Annotated in this window: 17 protein-coding genes; 6 read left to right on the top strand and 11 right to left on the bottom strand. The window is 63.5% G+C overall.

Annotated elements, in window-relative coordinates:
- Positions 1 to 80: 80 nt before the first annotated feature.
- Complete coding sequence (locus H0482_RS05670; RefSeq protein ID WP_193729016.1) at positions 81 to 941, top strand: MurR/RpiR family transcriptional regulator; 861 nt, start codon at positions 81 to 83, stop codon at positions 939 to 941.
- Here H0482_RS05670 and H0482_RS05665 read toward each other — a convergent pair.
- From H0482_RS05665 to fgd, 6 genes are all read right to left on the bottom strand, one after another.
- A complete protein-coding gene (locus H0482_RS05665) occupies positions 922 to 1,923 on the bottom strand; it encodes a TIGR03842 family LLM class F420-dependent oxidoreductase (protein ID WP_193729015.1) in 1,002 nt (333 codons plus the stop codon). The two genes, H0482_RS05670 and H0482_RS05665, sit on opposite strands and share 20 nt — an antisense overlap.
- Before the next feature lie 126 nt (positions 1,924 to 2,049).
- On the bottom strand, positions 2,050 to 2,853 hold the full coding sequence (locus H0482_RS05660; protein WP_193729014.1) for an ABC transporter ATP-binding protein: 804 nt from the start codon (positions 2,851 to 2,853) through the stop codon (positions 2,050 to 2,052).
- Positions 2,850 to 3,851 carry a putative F420-0 ABC transporter permease subunit gene (locus H0482_RS05655; RefSeq protein ID WP_193729013.1) on the bottom strand — a complete coding sequence of 334 codons (1,002 nt, stop codon included), beginning with the start codon at positions 3,849 to 3,851 and terminating at the stop codon, positions 2,850 to 2,852. Before H0482_RS05655 ends, H0482_RS05660 begins: the two co-directional genes overlap by 4 nt.
- Before the next feature lie 12 nt (positions 3,852 to 3,863).
- Positions 3,864 to 4,859 (bottom strand): putative F420-0 ABC transporter substrate-binding protein, encoded by a 996-nt coding sequence (locus tag H0482_RS05650; protein WP_230989440.1) that lies wholly within the window; start codon positions 4,857 to 4,859, stop codon positions 3,864 to 3,866.
- Positions 4,860 to 4,862: 3 nt separating this feature from the next.
- Entirely contained in the window at positions 4,863 to 5,681 is an 819-nt protein-coding gene (gene cofE, locus H0482_RS05645) for a coenzyme F420-0:L-glutamate ligase (protein WP_193729012.1), read from the bottom strand.
- Positions 5,674 to 6,684, bottom strand: coding sequence for a glucose-6-phosphate dehydrogenase (coenzyme-F420) (gene fgd, locus H0482_RS05640; RefSeq protein ID WP_193729011.1), 1,011 nt, complete (start codon positions 6,682 to 6,684; stop codon positions 5,674 to 5,676). The genes cofE and fgd overlap by 8 nt, the downstream gene beginning before the upstream one ends.
- Positions 6,685 to 6,828: 144 nt before the next feature.
- Here fgd and H0482_RS05635 point away from each other — a divergent pair, with 144 nt between their 5' ends.
- The 3 genes from H0482_RS05635 to H0482_RS05625 all read left to right on the top strand — a co-directional run bounded on the left by H0482_RS05635 (position 6,829) and on the right by H0482_RS05625 (position 9,461).
- Positions 6,829 to 7,782, top strand: a complete 954-nt coding sequence (locus tag H0482_RS05635; protein ID WP_193729010.1) for a nucleoside hydrolase — start codon at positions 6,829 to 6,831, stop codon at positions 7,780 to 7,782.
- Positions 7,783 to 7,911: 129 nt separating this feature from the next.
- Entirely contained in the window at positions 7,912 to 8,880 is a 969-nt protein-coding gene (locus H0482_RS05630; protein ID WP_193729009.1) for an acetylxylan esterase, read from the top strand.
- Between the two features lie 92 nt (positions 8,881 to 8,972).
- Entirely contained in the window at positions 8,973 to 9,461 is a 489-nt protein-coding gene (locus H0482_RS05625) for a YciE/YciF ferroxidase family protein (protein WP_193729008.1), read from the top strand.
- 92 nt (positions 9,462 to 9,553) lie between these two features.
- Here the strand turns inward: H0482_RS05625 and efp are convergent, their stop codons facing one another.
- Positions 9,554 to 10,123, bottom strand: a complete 570-nt coding sequence (efp, locus tag H0482_RS05620; protein ID WP_193729007.1) for an elongation factor P — start codon at positions 10,121 to 10,123, stop codon at positions 9,554 to 9,556.
- A 129-nt stretch (positions 10,124 to 10,252) separates the two neighbouring features.
- Between efp and epmA the strand changes: the two genes are divergently transcribed.
- A complete protein-coding gene (gene epmA, locus H0482_RS05615) occupies positions 10,253 to 11,302 on the top strand; it encodes an EF-P lysine aminoacylase EpmA (RefSeq protein ID WP_193729006.1) in 1,050 nt (349 codons plus the stop codon).
- A complete protein-coding gene (locus H0482_RS05610; protein WP_193729005.1) occupies positions 11,299 to 12,354 on the top strand; it encodes a lysine-2,3-aminomutase-like protein in 1,056 nt (351 codons plus the stop codon). The genes epmA and H0482_RS05610 overlap by 4 nt, the downstream gene beginning before the upstream one ends.
- 170 nt (positions 12,355 to 12,524) lie before the next feature.
- On the opposite strand, the gene fabV is transcribed toward H0482_RS05610, so the two are convergent.
- The 4 genes from fabV to H0482_RS05590 form a co-directional block, all read right to left on the bottom strand.
- Positions 12,525 to 13,694 carry an enoyl-ACP reductase FabV gene (fabV, locus tag H0482_RS05605; protein WP_193729004.1) on the bottom strand — a complete coding sequence of 390 codons (1,170 nt, stop codon included), beginning with the start codon at positions 13,692 to 13,694 and terminating at the stop codon, positions 12,525 to 12,527.
- 132 nt (positions 13,695 to 13,826) lie between these two features.
- Positions 13,827 to 14,492, bottom strand: a complete 666-nt coding sequence (locus H0482_RS05600) for a LuxR C-terminal-related transcriptional regulator (protein ID WP_193729003.1) — start codon at positions 14,490 to 14,492, stop codon at positions 13,827 to 13,829.
- Positions 14,489 to 16,702: a sensor histidine kinase gene (locus H0482_RS05595; protein ID WP_193729002.1), complete on the bottom strand. Its 2,214-nt coding sequence runs from the start codon at positions 16,700 to 16,702 to the stop codon at positions 14,489 to 14,491. Before H0482_RS05595 ends, H0482_RS05600 begins: the two co-directional genes overlap by 4 nt.
- 37 nt (positions 16,703 to 16,739) lie before the next feature.
- The gene (locus H0482_RS05590; protein WP_193729001.1) at positions 16,740 to 17,516 is read right to left on the bottom strand and encodes an SDR family NAD(P)-dependent oxidoreductase; all 777 of its coding nucleotides are present in this window, start codon (positions 17,514 to 17,516) and stop codon (positions 16,740 to 16,742) included.
- Between the last annotated feature and the right edge of the window lie 118 nt (positions 17,517 to 17,634).

Here is a 17,634-nt window from a genome sequence, read left to right as displayed (position 1 = left end):
CGCCTGAGCGATTAATTTCTGTAACAGTAGTTCCACAAATGCAAAAACTGTCAATGCTGAAATGTGAGGTTCAATGACGAATGGAAGGAAAAACCGTTGCGTCGCGCATTCACGACCTGCATGGCGAACTGACCGGCGCCGGGCGCAAGGTCGCGCGCGGACTGTTGGGTAATTATCCGCTGCTGGGGTTGGCTCCGGTGGCCGAATTCGCATCGGGCGCGGACGTCAGTGCGGCGACGGTGGTGCGTTTCGTGGCGCAGCTCGGGTTCAAATCCTATCCCGACTTTCAGCGCGCCTTGCGGGAGGAACTCGAAGAGCGCTCGAAATCACCGCTGGAACGTCCGGCGCTCCTGCCGGTGCCGGAAGGGGAGGACAGTTTCCTCGCGGGTTTTCTCAATCAGGCCGCCCAGCGCATCAGTGCAACATTGCATCTCATTCCCGATTGGGAATTTGAGTCGGTCTGCCAGAAACTGGCGGAAGGCAAAGGGCACTGCTATCTCGCTGGCGGGCGTTTCACCGATTACCTAGCGGGTTATCTCGAGGCGCATCTGCGGCTGGTCCGGCCTGCCATCAGCCGGCTGGATGGCCGCATGGCGACCCGTGCCGACCAGATGATCGATGTGCGACCGGGTGATTTGGCGATCCTGTTTGACGTGCGCCGCTACGACGACGCCTTGCTCCTCACCGCAGCCGAGTTGGCCCGCAAGCGCGCCCATATCGTGCTGATCACCGATGAATGGCTGAGCCCGGTGGCTCGGCACGCCAGGCATGTGCTGCCGTGCCAGACCGAAACCGGGCGCACCTGGGACGCCAATGGCGCGGTCCTGGCCCTGGTAGAGGCCATGATTGCCCGCACCACGGAACTCGCCTGGCCGAGCGCCAGCAAGCGCATCGGCGCCCTGGAAGGCCAGGCGCTTCGGACTATTGAAACGCGGGAATGACCTCGCGGCCATAACGCGCGATGATCTCTTCCTCGTCGCCGCTATCGAGATAGATGTTGAACTGGGTGACGCCGGCTTTTTCCAGCTCGCGGATCTTGGCGATGTGGTCTTCAGGTTCGCCCAATACGCAGAAGCTTTCCACCACGTCGTCGGAGATGAAGTCGAGATAGGGATTATCGGCCTGGCCGTGCTTGGAATAATCGTAGCCCCGGCGCTTCTCGATATAGGAGGTAAGGCTGGCGGGCACCTTGTCGCTGTCGGCGCCATATTTCTCGACGATGTCGGCCACATGATTGCCCACCATGGCGGGAAACCATTTCACGTGCTCGGTGGCGCGCTTCTTGTCGCCGAAATAGGCGGGCGCTGCGGCCATGGAGCGATAGTTCGACATGTCCTTGCCGACCGCCTTGCCGGCGTCGATGCACTGGTCGGTGAACCATTTGCACAGGCCCGGATCGGCGATCTGCAACACCACGCCATCGGCGCTTTCGCCGGCGGTTTTCAGCGCCAGCGGACCATAGGCGGCGATCCAGCTGGGCATTTCGTGGCCGACGGCCCAGGGGAATTTCACCGAAGCCGGGATGTCGCCATAGGACACTTCTTCGCCGCGCACCATGGCCTTGGTCTTGTCGATGAATTCGGCCACCCGCTTGAGCGGCGCCGGCTTCTTGCCCATGACGCGCATGGAACTGTCGCCCCGGCCAACGGCCAGGTCGAAGCGGCCGCCCGATTGCTTGGAGAGCGAGCCGAAAATCGAGGCGGCGACCGACCAGTCGCGCACGTCGGGATTGGTCACCAGCGGGCCGAAGCGCATGTCGGTGGTATGTTCCATGCACATGGCGATGGCGGCGTAGCAATCGCGCCAGAGAATGTGGCTGTCATAGAACCAGCAATAGGAAAAGCCGGCATATTCGGCGGCACGCACCAGATAGCGGGCTCGCTCGGCCTCGACAAAGCCCTTGAAGGTGATCCCGAATTCCATGTTACCTTGCGCTCCCTTGCATTGGGCTGAGCACGGCCTCGGCGGAAAACCAGTTTCCGCATCGCCGGTCCATGCTGTTGAAATTTGACCAGTCGATCAAATTTTTGGGCGGGCCGGGCGAGATTGTCAATCGGGATTATGCGGAGAAATGGAGAGGTCGGCTTCGCCGAAGACAATGAGGGGCCGGTCCGAAGCCGGATCGGAAAGAAGGCGCGCACTGACGCCATAGACGGAGCGGAGCAGGGCTGGCGTTATGATCGTTGCGGGAGGACCCGCAGCGACGACTGACCCTTTGTCAAGCACGACGAGATGGTCGCAATAGCGGGATGCGAGATTGAGATCGTGCAGGGCAATGAGTACAGTCGTGCCAGCATCGGCCTTGCGGCGCAACACGGCGAGCATCTGCAACTGGGCGCTGATGTCGAGATGGCTGGTCGGTTCATCGAGCAGCATGAGGCGCGGCTGCTGGGCCAGCGCCCGGGCGATGTGGACGCGCTGTTGTTCGCCTCCCGATAAAGTGTCGAAGCGGCGGGTGGCAAAGGCGGACATGCGGGTTTCGGCGAGGCAGGCGGCGATGAGCGCGTCGTCGTCTTGGGTGCTGCCGGCGGCCAGGGCCGACTGGAACGGAATACGCCCCAAGGCCACGACGTCCGTGACACTCATCCGTTCTTCCGTCGTCGCCGATTGCTCCACAAAGGCGGTGAGGCGGGCGCGGTCGCGCCGTTGCATGGCCAATAGATCCTCACCGTCGAACGTGACCCTTCCCGTTGCCGGCGTCAGCCCGAGCAGGGCGGTGAGCAAGGTGGACTTGCCCGCACCATTGGGACCGATCAGGCCGGTTATCGCCCATTGGGGCGCGGTGAAGCTGACATCGGAAAGAATGCGCTTGCCGCCCTTGGCGGCCGAAATCTTCTCCGCCGAAAGGCTCATGTGATCCTCCGGTAGCGCAGCAGGACGAACAGAAAGATCGGTGCGCCGATCATGGCGGTGATGATGCCCACTGGCAATTCGCGCGGATCGAACATGGTGCGGGCCGCCGTATCGGTCCAGAGCATGAAAATGGCCCCGGCCAGCATGGCATGGGGCAGAAGCACCCTATGGCGCGATCCGGTGGCGAGCCGCACGGCATGGGGGACCACCAGGCCTACAAAGCCGATCGCTCCGCCGATGGCGACCATGATGCCGGTGAGCAGCGCGGTCGTGCCCAAGAGGGTCCAGCGCAACCGGTTCACATCAATGCCCAGCGCTGCGGCGGCATTGTCGCCGAAGGCGAAGGCGTCGAGCGCCCTGGCGGAAACCAGGATGATGGGGGTGCACACGATCAGCGCGGCGGAGACGAGCCCGGCATCGGCCCAGAGGGAGCCGGAAAGCGAGCCCAATAGCCAGGAAAGGATTTCGCGGTAGGAATCGCCCGTCGCCGACCAGAAGATGAGAAAGGAGGTGGCGGCCGAGGCGAGGGCGGAAATGCAGATGCCGGTGAGGATGGCGCGCGATGGCGTGGCGCCACCGAGCAGGCCGGCAACCAGCAGAGCCAGCGCCAGGGCCCCGGAGCTTCCCAGGAAGGCGCCCAGCGGCATGAGCAGGGCAAAGCCACCCAAAAGAAAGAGCACGGCGCCAAGCGCCGCGCCCGACGAGAGCCCGAGCAGGTAGGGATCGGCCAGCGGATTGCGGGTCAATGCCTGCATGACCGTGCCGCAGAGCGCCAACCCGGCGCCGACGCCAAGCGCGGTGATGACGCGGGGCAGGCGCAATTCCCAGACAATGGCGTCACGCAGCCGGGACACGGGGCTGTCAGCCACCGCGCCCAGATGGTGCATGACCACCGCCCAGACTTCGCCAGGCGTGATGTCCGCCGGGCCGAAGGTCACCGCCGCTATGGCGCTGAGGATCAAGAGGATAATGAGCAGAGGCAGAGAGAGGCGGGTCAATGGCGCATTGCCTTATTCCCCGAAGCTCAGATCCGCCAATTGTCCCGCCATGTCCACGATTGCTGGAACGTTGCGCACCCCCGCTTCGGCGGCGGGGAAGGGCAGGGTCAGGTATCGTTGATGGATCACGGCGTCGAGCTTGCTGGTGATCGGGTTTTCCGCCAGCAATTTCTGCTTCTGCGCGGCGGAATTCCACGCAGCATCGACCAGGATGATCACGTCGGGATCGGCATCGACGATGGCTTCCCAACTGGCCGAGGTCCAGCCTTCATCGACATCTTCATAAATGTTGGCGAGGCCGAGTGCCTCCATGATCATGGCGGGGGCATTGTTTCCCGCTCCGACATAGGGCGTCTTGGTGCCCGAGGAATACCAGAGCGCGGTCAGCCCGCGTGTGTCCGGATTTAGTGCCGCGAGCATGGCTTTTTGTGCGGCAATCAGGTCGGCGGCGGCCTCGCTCCTGTCGAAGATCAGACCCATTTCCGCGAACTCGGCGAAGAGGTGGTCGAAGCTCAGCTTGGGCGGGGCGACGGATCGGCAGGCGGCGGGGGCGACATAGGAATTGACGCCAAGCTGGGCGAGCGTGGGTCGCTCTCCGGCGCCATCGGCGGAAAAATTGCTTTCCCAGCCGCCATAGATGAAATCGGGCTCAGCCTCGAGTACCACTTCCTGGCTGGGTAGCTTTTCGGCCAGCACCGGCAGGTCGGTTGCCAGGTTGTCAGGCAGGGGGGCGTCCTGAAAGCCGATGCCCACAACATTGTCGGCAAGGCCAAGCGAGAGCAGTAATTCCGTTGCCGTGGACTTGATGGTCACCACGCGCTCCGGCGCTTTCTCGAAGGTGACGGTCACGCCGCAATTGTCGATCTCAAGGGGATAGGTGGTCGCAGCCTCCGCCGGCAGGGCGAGAACAAGCATTGTGGCGACAGCGAATCCCAAAGCCCCATAGCCGCGCATGCCGGATTTTGGCGAGAAGAAAGTGCCGGAGGGGAGGCGGGCAGGGATGCGCATGGATCAATCCTGACGCTGCTTGGCTTTGGCGTTGATTTCAGCCAGGGCCGCTTCATAGCCGAGGCGATAGGCTTCGGCGGAGCCGAAGCGGAACATGTCGTCGTCGCCGGTGCGGGTGAGGCTGCGGGCGCCGGGCGTGTCCAGATCGGTCACGAAACGCGCAAGGCCGCGAACCACGGCCACGGGTATGCCAGTGGTCTTGCCCTTGACCAGATCGGCGGCGCCGGCGATTTCGTCGGCCACCACGGCCTGGGTGACGTGAAGCGGTCGGCCATTGGCGTCATTGGCGCCACGCAGATCGTCGGTCAATTGCACGCCTGCGGCGCCGATGGCCATGTCGGTCTGGCCGACGCGCCAGGCGCGGCCAATCGTGTCGGTGATGATGACGCCGATCTCGACGCCGAGTGCCTCACGGAGCCCGGCGCAGAGGGCGCGGGCCGACGCGTCGGGGTCGGCCGGCAGGCGCAGCGCGGTGCCCTCGGGGACGTTGGACATGTCGATGCCGGCAGCAGCCATGACCAGGCCCTGGCGGGTTTCGACAATGCGGAAAGTGCCTCCGGGATGCACCCGCTCGGCAACAACGCGCACCGTGTCGGCGGCGATGGCCTGTTCGCGCTCGGAGGCTGGCACCTGCATGCCTTCGGATTTGGAGACGATTTTGGAGGTGACGACGACGATGTCTCCCGCTTGCAGGGCGAGATCGTGCTCTGCCTCCGACTGGCGACCGGATGCAGCGGCGATCAGGGCCACCAGATCATCGCCCGGCCTTATTTCGGGCAGTCCGGTCATGCCCCAGACGGACAATCGCGGGGCGCTAGGCATTTTTGCCGACCATTTGGCGCAGCCTTGGCAGGATGTCCCGGGCGTAAAGGTCGATGAACCGGCTCTGGTCGGTGCCCGGTGCGTGGAACACCAGATGGTCGAAGCCATAATCGATATAGGTCTTGATGGCCGCGACATGCTCGTCGGGGTCGGACGAGACGATCCAGCGCTTCGCCACCCGCTCGATGGGGAGGGCGGCAGCGAGCCGTTCCATTTCCTCGGCATCCTGCACCGAGTGCTTTTCCTCGGCGGAAAGCGAGAGGGCGGCCCAATTGCGGCAATCTTCCAGTGCGCGGTCGCCATCGGGATCGAACGATACCTTGACCTCGATCATGCGCTCGAAAGCCTGACCCGAACGGTCGCTTTCGGCGCGGCCGGCTTCGACATTGGGCAGCAATTGATCGACATAGAGTTCGGCGCCCTTGCCGGAGGTGCAGATGAAACCGTCGCCGGCGCGGCCGGCATATTTGGCATTGAGCGGACCGCCGGCGGCAATATAGATCGGCACCGGCTGGTCGGGCTTGTCATAGATGGTGGCGTTGACGGTCTTGTAATATTGCCCCTCGAAGGACACGCGATCCTCGGTCCAGAGCTGGCGGATCAGCTTGATGGCTTCGCGCAGCCGGGCCGAACGTTCCTTGAGCTCTGGCCATTCCATGCCGGTGGCGGGAACTTCGTTCAGTCCCTCGCCGGTGCCGACGCCGAGGATGACGCGGCCTGGAAACATGGCGCCCATCGTGCCGAAGGCATGGGCGACGACGGTGGGATGCAGGCGAAATGTCGGGGTCAGCACCGAGGTGCCCAGCACGATCTTTTCGGTGCGCGCCAAGACCGCAGACATCCAGCCGGGCGCGAAGGGAGCATGGCCATCGGTATGTTTCCAGGGCTGGAAATGGTCGGAGACGAAGGCCGAATCGAAGCCGGCCTGTTCTGCCTCGACCACAAAGCGCAGCAGGTCATTGGGGCCGAATTGCTCGGCCGACGCCTTGTAACCGAAGCGCATGGTTTCCTCCCGAATGCCGTCGATCTATTTTTTGATCGTTTGGTCAAAAAATGTCGATAGTCAAGTGGCTTCGTGCTAGAGACCGCGCACGATATCACGACAATGAGGGGATAATGCTATCCCCCGCGAAAGACGGCGAGACGAATGAAGGTTATCTTTGACACCGATCCGGGCATCGATGATGCCATGGCCCTGCTCTATCTCAGCAAATTGCCGGAGGTGGAGCTTTTGGGCATCACCACCGTTGTGGGCAATGCCGACATCGCCACGACGACGCGCAATGCCCTGTTCCTGCGCCGGGAATTCGGCATTTCCGCGCCGGTGATCCGAGGTGCGGGCGAGACGCTGGATGGTGTGGCCAAGGCCGAACCGGTCCTCGTGCATGGACAGAACGGGCTGGGCGATATCGCCATTCCCGAACTGGATGAGACCGGACTTCAGCCCGGTGCGGCGACCCAATTCATTATCGATGCGGTTCGGGCCCATCCGGGCGAAGTGACCATCATCGCGGTGGGCCGCATGACCAATCTGGCGTTGGCCCTGCGGCAGGCGCCCGACATTGCCGGGCTCACCAAGGCGGTGATCATCATGGGCGGCGCCTTTGGCTATGAGGGGCGAGGCGGCAATATCACCCCGCTGGCCGAAGCCAATATCCACGGCGATCCGGTGGCGGCAGACGAGATTTTCGCCGCTGCCTGGCCGGTGACCGTGGTGGGGCTCGACGTCACCCACGACATCATTCTCGACAATGACTATTTGGCGCTGCTGGCCGACGAAGCCGGAGAAAACGGCGACCTGCTCCGCCAGATGTGCGGTCATTACGCCCGATTCTATCAACAGGTCATGGGGTTGTCCGGCGTGGTCGGGCATGACCTGCTTGCCGTCACTTATGCACTTCACCCCGAATGGTTCACGGTCCGGCGCGGGGCGATCGCGGTGGTGCGCGATGGCCTGGCTGTGGGCCAGACGGCATTTTGGCCCGAAGAACGCGGCGGCGTGCATTCGGCCTGGGAGGGACGGCCCGGCCAGACCATCTGTGTCGGCGTCGATGGACCGAACGTGCTCGAGCATTTTCGCTCAATCGTGCGGCGGCCATAGAACAGACCCCGGCAGCGCGCACGGGGCTGCGGTGGAATGAGCGGTGGGCAAGTTTGTCACCCGGCTGGAAATCCGGTCTGGGTGGCAGCAGATTGCCTTTACTGAAATTCCCATTGCCGGAGCCTTGTCGTGCCCTTTCCCGACCTCGTTCATCCCGCCATCGACGCCTATGAGAGCGCCGTCACCATGCCCGCCGACTTTGCCGCCTTCTGGGAGGCGACATTGGCCGAGGCGCGCGGGATGGGCGGCAGTGTGTCCATCGTTCCGGCGGAAACCACGCTCAAGCTGGTCGAGGTGTTCGACGTCACATTTCCCGGCTTTGGCGGCCATCCCGTCAAGGGCTGGCTGGTCCTGCCCCGGAACCGGGAAGGCCGCCTGCCGCTTCTGGTGCAATATGTGGGCTATGGCGGTGGTCGCGGCTTCCCGCACGAGCTTTTGCATTGGGCGGCGTCGGGCTTCGCCTATTTCCGCATGGATACGCGCGGACAGGGCTCGAGCTGGAGCACCGGGGCGACGCCCGATCCGGTTGGATCGACCAGCCAGATCCCTGGGATGATGACCAAGGGCGTGCTCGACAAGAACGACTATTATTACCGCCGCGTCTTCACCGACGCGGTATTGGCCATCGATGCGCTGGCGGCTCTTGATGCAGTCGATCCCGAACGCATCGCCGTGTGCGGTGCCAGCCAGGGCGGCGGCATTGCGCTGGCGGTCGCGGGCCTCGATGCCCGCGTCAAGGCGGTGATGCCGGACGTGCCCTTTCTCTGCGATTTTCCTCGTGCAGTCCGCATTGCCGGGCGCGACCCCTATCTCGAAATCGTGCGGTTCCTGGCTCAGCACCGAGACAAGAGTGCGGCGGTCTTCGAGACCCTGCGCTATTTCGACGGCGTCAACTTTGCACGCCAGAGCAAGGCAGCCGCGCTGTTCTCGGCGGCCCTGATGGACGACATCTGTCCGCCCTCGACCGTCTTTGCCGCGTTCAGGGCCTTTGGTGGAGCGGAAAAGATACTCATGGAATATGAGTTCAACAATCACGAAGGCGGGCAGGTCTTTCAGGAGCGCGAACAGATGGCCTGGCTTAGCTCCAGATTTTTCTGACCGAGGAAGTGATCGGGGCAGGAGGAACTTCGCGCCGCGCCCTGCCGTTGCTCGACCAGCGTCATCACGACGTCCGCAATGGAAATGAAAGAATGGCTGACAGGCAATTGGACGATCTGTTCCTCGATACACTCAAAGACATCTATTACGCCGAGCGGCAAATCCTCAAAGCCTTGCCGAAAATGGCCAAGGCCGCCCAATCGGCTGAATTGAAGGCGGGATTCGAGCAGCACCGCAACGAGACCGAAGTGCATGTGGAACGGCTTGAGCAGGTGTTCGAAATGCTCGGCAAGGCGCCGCGCGGCAAGACCTGCGACGCTATTTTGGGCATCATCGAGGAAGGCAAGGAGATCATGGACGAGTTCAAGGGCACGTCCGCGCTCGATGCCGGTCTCGTTTCGTCGGCGCAGGCGGTGGAGCACTACGAAATGGCCCGCTACGGCACTTTGGCGACCTGGGCCAAGCAGTTGGGCCACAAGGACGCGATGAACCTGTTCCTGCAAACCCTCAAGGAAGAAGAAGCGACCGACGCCAAACTGTCGAGCCTGGCGAAAAGCTCGGTCAATCTCAAGGCCGCTTGAGCCAGCCAAAAGGCAATGAAATACGGGCCCATCGGGGCCCGTTTTCATATGGCGTTTGTGGATAGGCCCGGCCCTGCGAGCGCAGTCGGCCGTCAGTCCTTGGCGCGCTCGACGTAGGAATTGTCTTCGGTCAGGATGACGATGCGCGTGCCGGCGTCGATATGGGGCGGGACCATGACGCGCAGGCCATTGTTGAGCACGGCAGGCTTGTAGGAAGAGGAGGCCGTCTGGCCCTTGACCACCGGCTCGGTCTCGACGATCTCGAAGGTCAGGCGCTGCGGCAGTTCCATGGAGAGCGCGATGCCCTCATGGGTCATCAGGTGCACTTTCATGCCATCGGTCAGATAGGCCTTCTGGTCGCCAACCACGTCGTCGCCGACGGTGATCTGCTCATAGGTGGCCGGCTCCATGAAGTGGTGGCCTTCGCCGTCCGAATAGAGATAATCGTATTCGCGATCATCGACATCGGCCTTTTCGACCATTTCCACGGTGCGCCAGCGGCCGATCACCTTCACGCCATCGGAAATGCGGCGCATGGTGACGTTGGTTACCGAATTGCCTTTGCCGGGATGCACGTTTTCAGCGGTAAGGACCACATGCAGATTGTTGTCCTGTTCGACCACATGGCCTTTGCGCAGCGACGAGGCGATGACTTTGACCATATTTCTTCCTTGTTCGTGTCGCGGGCGCGGTTTAGAGCCTGAGCTCTGCGAGCGCCGCTATATGTACTGTCGAGCGCCCGATAAACTATTCCGCGCCATTTCGCCAGACCGGACGGCAATAAACCGACAATGACGGCTTTTACCACAACGCCCTTTTGGCATCCCGAACGCCATGCCGACCGGCGGCCGGCATTGTTGGCGCGCGCGCGCCTCGATGCCGCCACGCGCAATTGGCTGGCCGAGCGGGACTTCCTCGTGGTTGACCCGCCGGGCCTGCAACGCTCCCCCGGCAACGAGACGCATCTGCATGCCTTCGGCACGAACATGATCGGCAATGACGGGCTGGGGCAGGCCATGTACCTTCATACCTCGCCCGAATTCACCATGAAGAAGCTGCTGGCGGCAGGGGAGACGCGGATCGCCAGCCTTCAGCATGTCTGGCGCAATCGTGAGCGCAGCGCCCTGCATCACCCCGAATTCACCATGCTCGAGTTCTACCGCGCCAATGCCCCCTATGAAACGATCATCGAGGATAGTCTGGCGCTGATCCGGCTGGCGGCGGACGTGACCGGGATCGGCCGGTTCCAGTTCCGCGATCGAACCTGCGATCCACGGGCTTTGGCGGAGCGGATCAGCGTCGCTGAAGCGTTCAGCCTTCATGCCGGGATCGACCTTCTGGCCAGTATGGACGATGACGGCGTTCCCGATGGCGAGGCGTTGGCGGCGCAGATGGAACGGGTGGGCCTGGCCGTGCCCGACGACCGAGCCTGGTCCTATCTCTTCACCCAAATCCTCGTCGAAAAGGTCGAGCCGCAACTTGGCAATGGGCAGGTCACGGTGCTCGACCGCTACCCGGCCTGCGAAGCGGCGCTGGCGCGGCCTGTGCCGGGCGATCGGCGCGTCTCGGAGCGGTTCGAGATCTACGCCTGCGGGGTCGAACTGGCCAATGGCTTCGGCGAATTGACCGATCCCGTGGAACAGCGCCGCCGGTTCGAGGCGGAGATGGCCGAAAAGCACCGGCTTTATGGCGAGCGCTATCCACTGGACGAAGATTTTCTCGCCGCGCTCGATTTCATGCCGGAGGCGAGCGGGGTGGCATTGGGCTTCGACCGGCTGGTGATGCTGGCCACCGGCGCGCAAAGGATCGAGGCGGTGCTCTGGGCGCCGGTGGCCGAATGAGCTCCCGCCTCCCCATCAAAAGCGTCGCGGGATTGGTCGAGGCCGGGCTGCTGGATAATGGTGCAGACATCCAGGCCGTCGCCGAAAAATACGCCATCGCCATCACGCCGGCCATGCTCGACCTCATCGATCCGACCGATCCCGACGATCCGATGGCGCGCCAATTCGTGCCCACCTCCGCCGAACTCGTCACGACGCCCGAGGAACGCGCCGATCCCATTGGCGATCTTGCCCATTCGCCGGTGGAAGGGATCGTGCATCGCTATCCCGACCGGGTGCTGCTCAAGGCGGTGCATGTCTGCCCGGTCTATTGCCGGTTCTGTTTCCGCCGCGAAATGGTCGGGCCGCAAGGATTGGGTACGCTGACGCCGGCGGAACTCGATGCCGCGATCTCCTATATCGCCGCCCATGAGCAAATCTGGGAAGTGATTCTTACCGGCGGTGACCCCTTGGTGCTCTCGCCCAGGCGGCTGCGGGCGATCATGGAGAAACTGGCCGGCATCGCCCATGTCAAAGTTGTGCGCTTCCATACCCGCGTGCCTGTGGTGGAACCGGAGCGGATCGACGCGGCCATGCTCGGAGCGCTGCTTGCCAGCGGCAAGACCACCTATCTGGCGGTACACGCCAATCATCCGCGCGAATTGACGGCAGCGGCCCGGCGCGGTTTCGATCTGTTGGTCGCTGGCGGCATCGTCCTGATCAGCCAGTCCGTGCTGCTCAGGGGCGTCAATGATGATGTGGAAACGCTGGCCGCTCTGATGCGCGGCTTCGTTGAAAACCGCATTCGCCCCTATTATCTGCACCATCCCGACCTGGCGCCGGGCACCGGGCATTTCCGGGTCGGCATCGAGGAGGGGCAGGCGTTGGTCGCGGCGCTGCGCGGTCGGATTTCCGGACTATGCCAGCCCACCTATGTGCTCGACATTCCCGGGGGCTATGGCAAGGCCAATATCGCCGCCGCCAATATCGCCGGCAGCGACGGCTGTTTTGCAATCCGCGACTGGCAGGGCGGGGAGCACGAATACCCACCCGCTACTTCTGCCGACCAATAGACCTGGGGAAATCTGCCCTCCATCGTCATTGTCCGGGCGGTCCATGCCGCCGCGAGATGGATTGCCGGGACAGGCCCGGCAATGACGAAGGAGGGGGGAGCAAATGAAGGTCGACCCAAACAGGGATTCCCGCTCGCGCGGGACTGCTTCCGTGGCTCTGGCGAAAAGTCTTAGTCCACCACGCGGGGGTCTACATCCTTGCTGTAGTCGACGCCGCCCACGGCAAAGCCGAACAGCTTCAGGAATTCCTCGCGATATTTGGGCAGGTCGGCGAGGTCGGACAGGGTCTCGGTGGTGAGGGCGCCCCAGCGCTTGGCCAATTCCGCCTGCATGGCGGGAGACAATTCCCAATCGTCGACGCGGATGCGGCTTTCTTCATCCAGTGCGGGGTCGCCTTGCAGCTTGTCGCGGAACAGCCGGTCGATCTGCTGGATCGGGCCTTCGCCGAGCCCCATTTCGTCCTCCACCTTGATCAGCAGCGTGCCATAGAGTGGCACGACCGGGATGGCGGAACTGGCCTGGGTGACCACGGCCTTGAGCGCCACGACATGAGCAGCATGGGCGCCATGGACGGTACGGATGGCGGCGGCGGCGCGGTCGAGGTCGGCCTTGGCCTTGCCCAATGTACCCTTGTGGTAGATTGGCCAGGTCAGTTCGGACCCGAGATAGGTATAATTGAGCGAGAGGAAATTGTCGGCCAGTACGCCCGCCTCGGCGAGCGCGGCGATCCAGAGTTCCCAATCCTCGCCGCCCATGACCTTGACGGTGGCGGCGGCTTCTTCCTCGCTGGCCGGCTCGACGCTGATCTCGGAAACTTCGCCCGTGCCAGTATTGAGCGTCTTTGAGGTGACCGGGCCACCATAGGGCTTGATCACCGAGCGATAGGTCACGCCGTCCTTGGGATCGGTGCGGACCGGGGAGGCCAGCGAATAGACGATCAGGTCTACCTGGCCAAGATTGGCCTTGATGGCCTCGATGGTTTCGGCCTTGACCGCGTCGGAAAAGGCGTCGCCCTCGATGGTGGCAGCCTTGCGGCCGGCGGCGCGGGCGCGGTTCTCGAAGGCGCGGTTATTGTACCAGCCGGCGGAAGCGGGCTTGGTTTCGCCCGGCTCGCGTTCGAAAGAGACCCCGATCGTGTCGGCGCCGCTGCCGAACGTGGTGACGATGCGCGAGGCGAGGCCATAGCCGGTCGAGCAGCCCAGCACCAGGACGCGCTTGCGGTCCGAGGGGATTGCGCCCTTGATCGTCACATGGTCGATCTGGCGCTGCACATTGGTGGCGCAGCCGGTCGGATGGGCGGTGGTGCAGATGAAGCCACGGATTTTGGGCTCGATGATCATGGGATTTTCTCCTCGATTTGTCCCAAGCCAATAGCGGGATTGGCGCGCGAGTTCCAGCCGCAGCGGCAGTTTTCACCCGCTCAAGGCGTCATGAGGAGAAGCAGGCGGGGCTGATAGGCCTCGTCGTCGCGTTCAGGCCAGGCCACGCCGGATCGCTTCGCGCGTCGCCTCGGCGCGGCTCGAAATGCAGAGCTTTTGGTAGATCACCTTGACATAGGAGGCGACCGTCTGCGGTTGCAGCGCCAGCCGGCGGGCCGTCTCGGCGACGGTGAGTCCCTTGGCCAGCAGCGCCAGAACCTCGGTTTCGCGGGGACTGAGCCCGGCGTCGTCGTCGGGCATGTTCTGTGGCGCGCGGAAATGGCTGAGCATCCGCAGGGCGATGGACGGTGACAAAGGCGGCTCGCCGCGCTCAATGCGCTGGAGATAGGACACCAGCAATTCGGCTTCCTCGTCCTTGAGCACATAGCCGCGGGCGCCGGCCGCGATGGCCTCGAACAGATGGGCGTCGTCGTCGTAGATGGTGGCGACAATCGGCATTGCGCCGGGATGGTCGGCCTGCAAGCGCCGCACGATGTGGATGCCGGAGCCGTCCGGCAGGCCGAGATCGATGATAGCCAGCCAGAGTTCGTCACCGTGCTGGTCGAGCCAGATTTGGGCGGCCTTAAGCGAGCCCGCCGTTGCCACCTCGATATTGGGAAAGGCGCTGTCCAGCACGCCCAGCATCCAGTCACGCGTCGCCGGCTGGTCTTCGATCAGCAGGCAGAGACGGGGCGTATCGGGTCCGGGTGAAGCGCTCATAGGGCGGAATTTAGCGCCGTTGCCGCCGACTTCACCCCCTCTTCCGGGGGGCGCGGGTGCAGCGTCAGGGGCAGGTCCAGCCGGATCGTCGTGCCCAATCCGCCGTCGATGGCGATGGCGCCGCCGAGATCGGCCATGCGCTGTTGCAGGTTTTTAAGGCCATAGCCGGTGCTGTCGCCATTGAGCGTCGTGGCGGGCATGCCCTTGCCGTCATCTTCGAAGGTGAGCGCCAGCCGGTCCCCGGCCAGTTCGGCGGTCACACTCAGTCGGTTCGCTTCAGCATGGCGTATGACATTGGAGACGATTTCCCGCACCGCCGAGGTCATGGCCTTGTGCACACGGTAATCCAGGCGAATGGCGGGCAGATCGGCATCGGGCAGGGGACATTCGAAGGCGATGCCCGCCGCTTCCAGCCGGCGCGCCGCTTCGTGGCGCATCTGGGCGAGAACCCGGTCCAGCGCGGCTTCTTCACCGGCAAGGCCGGAGACGATGGCGCGAATGTCGCCCAGGGCGGCCTGCAGAATGGGCCGGGTGCGCTCGTCGGCGGTGTGCAACCCGGTCAAAAGCCGCGCGCCGACATCGTCATGCAGGTCGCGCGCCATGCGGCGGCGTTCTTCGCCCACGCCGCGCATATAGGCCTGTCGGCTTTCCTCGGCGCGTTCGGTCAGGGCCACGAGATTGGCGGCCAGCGCCAGATGAGCGGGCTGGAACAGGCCGGTGCCGCCGAAAGGATGGCGCAGCCGTAGGGCCGGCGCGCCGGCAACGGGCGGCAATTCCAGCACTATCCCGTCCTCCGCGATGGAAGGCGCGCCGATGTTCACGTCGCTTTCGAGTGTTTCCAGGGGGTCGAATAGCCGCGCCAGCAAATGGCGCCAGCGCGCAGCGCTTTCGGTGCGGCTGGGCGCAAAGGCCACGTCCATGGCCTCGGAAAACAATTCATGCTGCTGAATCTGGTTGCGGGCGAACAGGCGTCGCCACAGCCAGTCGCGCAGCGGCAGATAGATCAGTCCGACCAGCAGCAGCGAGATCGCCAGGGCTGGCGCGAGGTCGAGATTGAGCCCGGCGACGAGGGCGGCGTCCAGCGCCAGCAGCAGAAACGCGCCGATGGCGTAGTAGAGCAGGCGATAGGCCCATTCGCCCAGTTCGAACAGGCGATAACGGCGCAGGCCCAGCGCGATGCCGATATAGATGACGACTATTGCGCCGGCGGCATAGTGCTGGGCGAGGGGGCTGTTGAGCCCAAGCAGGTCCGGAGCGAGGGACAGAAAGGCGAAGATGCATAAGGAGAAGGCCACGGAGAGGCCCAGCCAGCCCAATACGGCCCGTTCATCCGGCGAGCCCCGCGTGGCCAGGTATTGCGCCGCGATCAGGCCGAGAATGCCCACGGTGATGCCGAGAACCACGTAATAATAGAATTCGGCCTCGGGTCCGGCATGGAGAATGTCCAGCACCAGATAAGGCGTCAACATTGCCGGGATCAGCCAGAGCCAGCGCTTTTTGACCAATTGTCGCGGATAGACGAGGAACAGCCCGATCAGCGAGCCACCGAACAGGAAAATGCCCAGATGGTTGATCGGCAGCAGCAGCGCATAGGCGTCGGCCGGCAGGGCGAGACCCCGATGCGCGTAGAAAGCCGAGGTCAGGGTGACCGACAGCACTCCCAGTCCTGAAATGGCGAACAGCGTCGGTGCCAGTTGCCGGGGCCGCAGCGCCCAGACCCAGCCCGAGATCAATACGCTGACAATGCCGGTGACGAACTGGATCCAGAAGCTGACCGGCAGCGACCAGAGCGGGCGGGATTGCGGTGTGATTTCTACGGAACGCGGCTGTCCGTCGCTCCCCATCAATTGCAAGGCAAGGACCGGCTTGCCCAGCAAGTCGAACAATCGGTCCTGACGGGCATAGAATTGCCGGATCTCGGCATAGGTCGGGAGGCTGTCGGGTTCGGTGAGCAGGTCGATGCCGGCAAGCGGAAGAAGGGGGGCGCCGGGAATGCCGATCGCTTCGATTCTGGTTCCTGCTTTTATGCCGGGCGTGGCCGACCCGGTCACCACATATCCATCCGGGGCGACCAGGGGCACGCCCAGCCAGGGCGTGGTGGATGCCAGCCATAGCGTCATGACGCCGGAGATCGCCGCAAAGGCGGCGATGACGGCAACCATGATCAGCGGGCGTGGCGCAAAACGGAACATGCCGAAGTAAAACGGCAATTGCCCCTGGGCCGCAATGGGCTGGTTAATTTAGGGTTTATTTGTCCCGGTAAATATCGAAGGGGCCTATGGCCTGCGTGGTCGCCATCAGCTGGATCTTGTTGATGTTGACGTGTTCGGGAAGCGAGGTGGCCCAGAAGATGGACTCGGCGATGTCTTCGGCATTCATCGCTTTGGTCCCGGCATAGACATTGCCCGCTTTGGCTTCGTCGCCCTTGAAGCGGATTACCGAGAATTCGGTTTCGGTCAGGCCGGGCTCGATGTCGGTGACGCGCACATTCTTGCCCTGCAGGTCGGAGCGGATGGCGAGGGCGAAATGCTTCACGAAGGCTTTCGAGGCGGCATAGACCGAGCCGCCCGGATAGGCGAATTCGCCCGCCACCGAACCCAAGGTCACCACATGCCCGCCGCCTCGTGCGATCAGGCCCGGCAACAGCAGGCGCACCGTATAGACGAGGCCCGAAATATTGGTGTCGATCATGGTCTGCCAGTCGTCGAGATCGGCCTCGGCCGCCGGTTGCAGGCCAAGCGCCAGCCCGGCATTGGCGAGGACGATATTGATGGCGTCGAAGGGGGCGGGAATGGCAGCGATGGCCGCTTCCAGTGCCGCGCGGTCACGCACGTCCAGCGCCATGATATGGCATTTGTCATGGCCCAATTCGTCGCGCAGGGCCATCAGCCGATCCTCGCGGCGACCGGTCGCCACCACCTTGCCGCCGGCGGCGACATAGCGGCGCGCGGCGGCGGCGCCGAAGCCGGAAGTGGCTCCGGTGATGAAGACGACGAAGCGGCTGGGATCGAGCAGCGGATACATGACCTGTCCTGAAAAGAATGCCTGCGAGGGTTGTTTCAGGGTGAACCGGCCCGGCCCAAGCGTCAACCTTTCCAAAGTTTAATCCGTCCTAACGATAGCTAAGGTGCATCGCGGGGCG

Source organism: Devosia faecipullorum, from assembly GCF_015158295.1.
In the GTDB taxonomy this organism is placed as follows: Bacteria; Pseudomonadota; Alphaproteobacteria; order Rhizobiales; family Devosiaceae; genus Devosia; species Devosia faecipullorum.
The sequence above is the reverse complement of the archived record's forward strand: the minus strand, read 5'-3'. Positions and strand labels throughout refer to the sequence as shown.